Annotated in this window: 2 protein-coding genes and 1 pseudogene; all 3 read left to right on the top strand. The window is 72.9% G+C overall.

The annotated features are described in order from the left end of the window. Positions 1-393, top strand: a pseudogene (locus AC2VON_RS19960) (phenazine antibiotic biosynthesis protein); the annotation flags it as partial. 8 nt (positions 394-401) lie between these two features. Beyond that, a complete protein-coding gene (locus AC2VON_RS19955; protein ID WP_486954494.1) occupies positions 402-1,778 on the top strand; it encodes an aldehyde dehydrogenase family protein in 1,377 nt (458 codons plus the stop codon). A gap of 111 nt (positions 1,779-1,889) precedes the next feature. Beyond that, the coding region (locus AC2VON_RS19950) for an SDR family NAD(P)-dependent oxidoreductase (protein WP_486954493.1) at positions 1,890-2,137 on the top strand (248 nt) is incomplete at its 3' end.

The following is a 2,137-nucleotide window of genomic DNA, read 5'->3' as shown; positions in this document are numbered from 1 at the left end:
TTGCTCAGCGGCGCGCACGTCGACGCCGACACCCTGGACCTGCTGCGCGACATCTTCCCGGCCACGACCATCACGATGGCCTTCGGCAGCACCATGGCGCTGTCGCAGGCGGTCACCCGGAGCGTCGACGACGGGACGTTCGTCTTCGACCCGCGCAGCCCCTACGTCGTGTTCCGGGTCGTCGACCCCGACACCGGCGCGGAAGTGCCCCACGGCGAACTCGGCCGGGTCGTGATGAACCACGTAAGCAAGGGGATGTTCATCCCGAACAACCTGGAACGTGACCTGGCCATCCGCATGCCGGGGCCTGCGGGTCAGGTCGGCGACTCGGTCAGCGCGGTGCGGCCGGTGAGCGCCTTCGAGGGCGAGGCCGTCATCGAAGGCGTGTACTGAAAGGCGATCTGGTGCACATCGATGCGCTCGGCCCGCAAGGCGAGTACCGCACCCGCAACCGCGAAGTCCTCCCCGGCGCGGCCGGCGAAGCGGTGACCGAACTGAGCATCGTTCCGCCGCTCTATGTTTCGCGAACCCTCGCCGCGCAGCGCAAGGCCCGCCCGCTGCCGGTCACGCAACGCGAAGCCGCGCTGGCCGAAGCGGCGCGGGTCTTCGCCACCGCAACCATCGCGGGACTGGACTTCGAGGGTTATGTCGCTGCGGCGAGCCGGATTTCGGGGCTGCCGATCGCGGTCACCCGCGCCGGGGCGCGGGGCGTGGCCGACGCGGTCGGCGGCGCGTTCGCCGCGGTGCGCCCGGCCCGTCCCGTCGGCGCGGCGCCGGACTGGCGCGACGAGCGGATCCGCCGCGGGGGCGCGGTGTGGGCGCGCCGCGGCGAGGTGTTCGCCGTGCACGCCGCCGGCAACGGCCCCGGTGTGCACGGTCTGTGGCCGCAGGCGCTCGCGTTGGGTTACCGGGTGGCGGTGCGTCCGTCGCGGCGCGAGCCGCTGACCGCGCACCGCCTGGTCACCGCGCTGCGCCGGGCGGGGTTCCGCCACGAGGACGCCGCCTACCTGCCGACCGATCACGGCGGGGCGGACGAGTTGATCCGCGCGGCCGACCTCGCGATGGTCTACGGCGGCCAGGACGTCGTCGACAAGTACGCCGCCGACCCCACGGTGGTGGTGAACGGGCCGGGGCGGGCGAAGATCCTGATCACCGCCGACCGCGACTGGCGCGACCACCTCGACGTCGTCGTCGACTCGATCGCCAACCTGGGCGGCATCGCCTGCGTCAACACCACCGCGGTGCTCTGCGAGGGCGACCCCGCGCCGCTGGCCGCGGCGATCGCCGAACGCCTGGCCACGATCGAGCCCCTGCCGAGCGGGGACGAGCGGGCCGTCCTGCCCACCCAGCCGCTCGAGAAGGCGCGCGCGCTGGCTAGCCTGCTGGCGGCCAGGGCCGCCGGGAGCACCCCACTGCTCGGCGCCGACCAGGTGGTGGCCGAGGTGGGCGACGGGTGCGCCGCCCTGCGCCCGGCCGTGCACCTGCTGGCCGGGCCCGGCTCGGGCCGGCTCACCGACACGCTCAACACCGAACTGCCGTTTCCGTGCGTGTGGGTGTCGCCCTGGTCACCCGCTGCGGGCGTGGCGCCGCTGCGGCATTCCCTGGTCATCACCGCGATCACCGGCGACGACGCGCTGATCGACGCCCTGCTCGCCGAACCGACCGTCAGCAACGTCTACCGCGGCGACCACCCGACCTTCCACGGGGCGCCCGAGATCCCGCACGACGGTTTCCTGGCCGACGTCCTGATGCGCAACAAGGGCTTCATCGGCGACTGACCGGGGCCGCCGAAAGGCGTTCGCCCCGCCATGTGGTCTGCTACCTATAGCTATAGAACTGTCGAGGCACACGGTTGAGCCAGAGCCATCCCTCGGCGTGCACTCCAGCGGATGCGGCAGTCAAAGGTGAACGTGATAGCGCAGGCCCTCCATGCGGCCACCGACCGATTGGCCAACCCGGCGCGGATATCCGATCCGGACCGGCTTCGCGGTGCCGTTTCCGGCAAGACCGCCCTGGTGACCGGCGCGTCGTACGGGATCGGGGAGGCGACCGCGCGCAGGCTGGCCGCGGCCGGGGCGACGGTGCTGGTGGTCGCCCGGTCGGCCGACCGGCTCGACGACCTCGCGGCGTCGATCAA

It is taken from the genome of Mycobacterium sp. TH-M82 (genome assembly GCF_057473605.1).
Note: the sequence above shows the minus strand (reverse complement) of the source record. Positions and strands in the feature narration are given on the sequence as shown.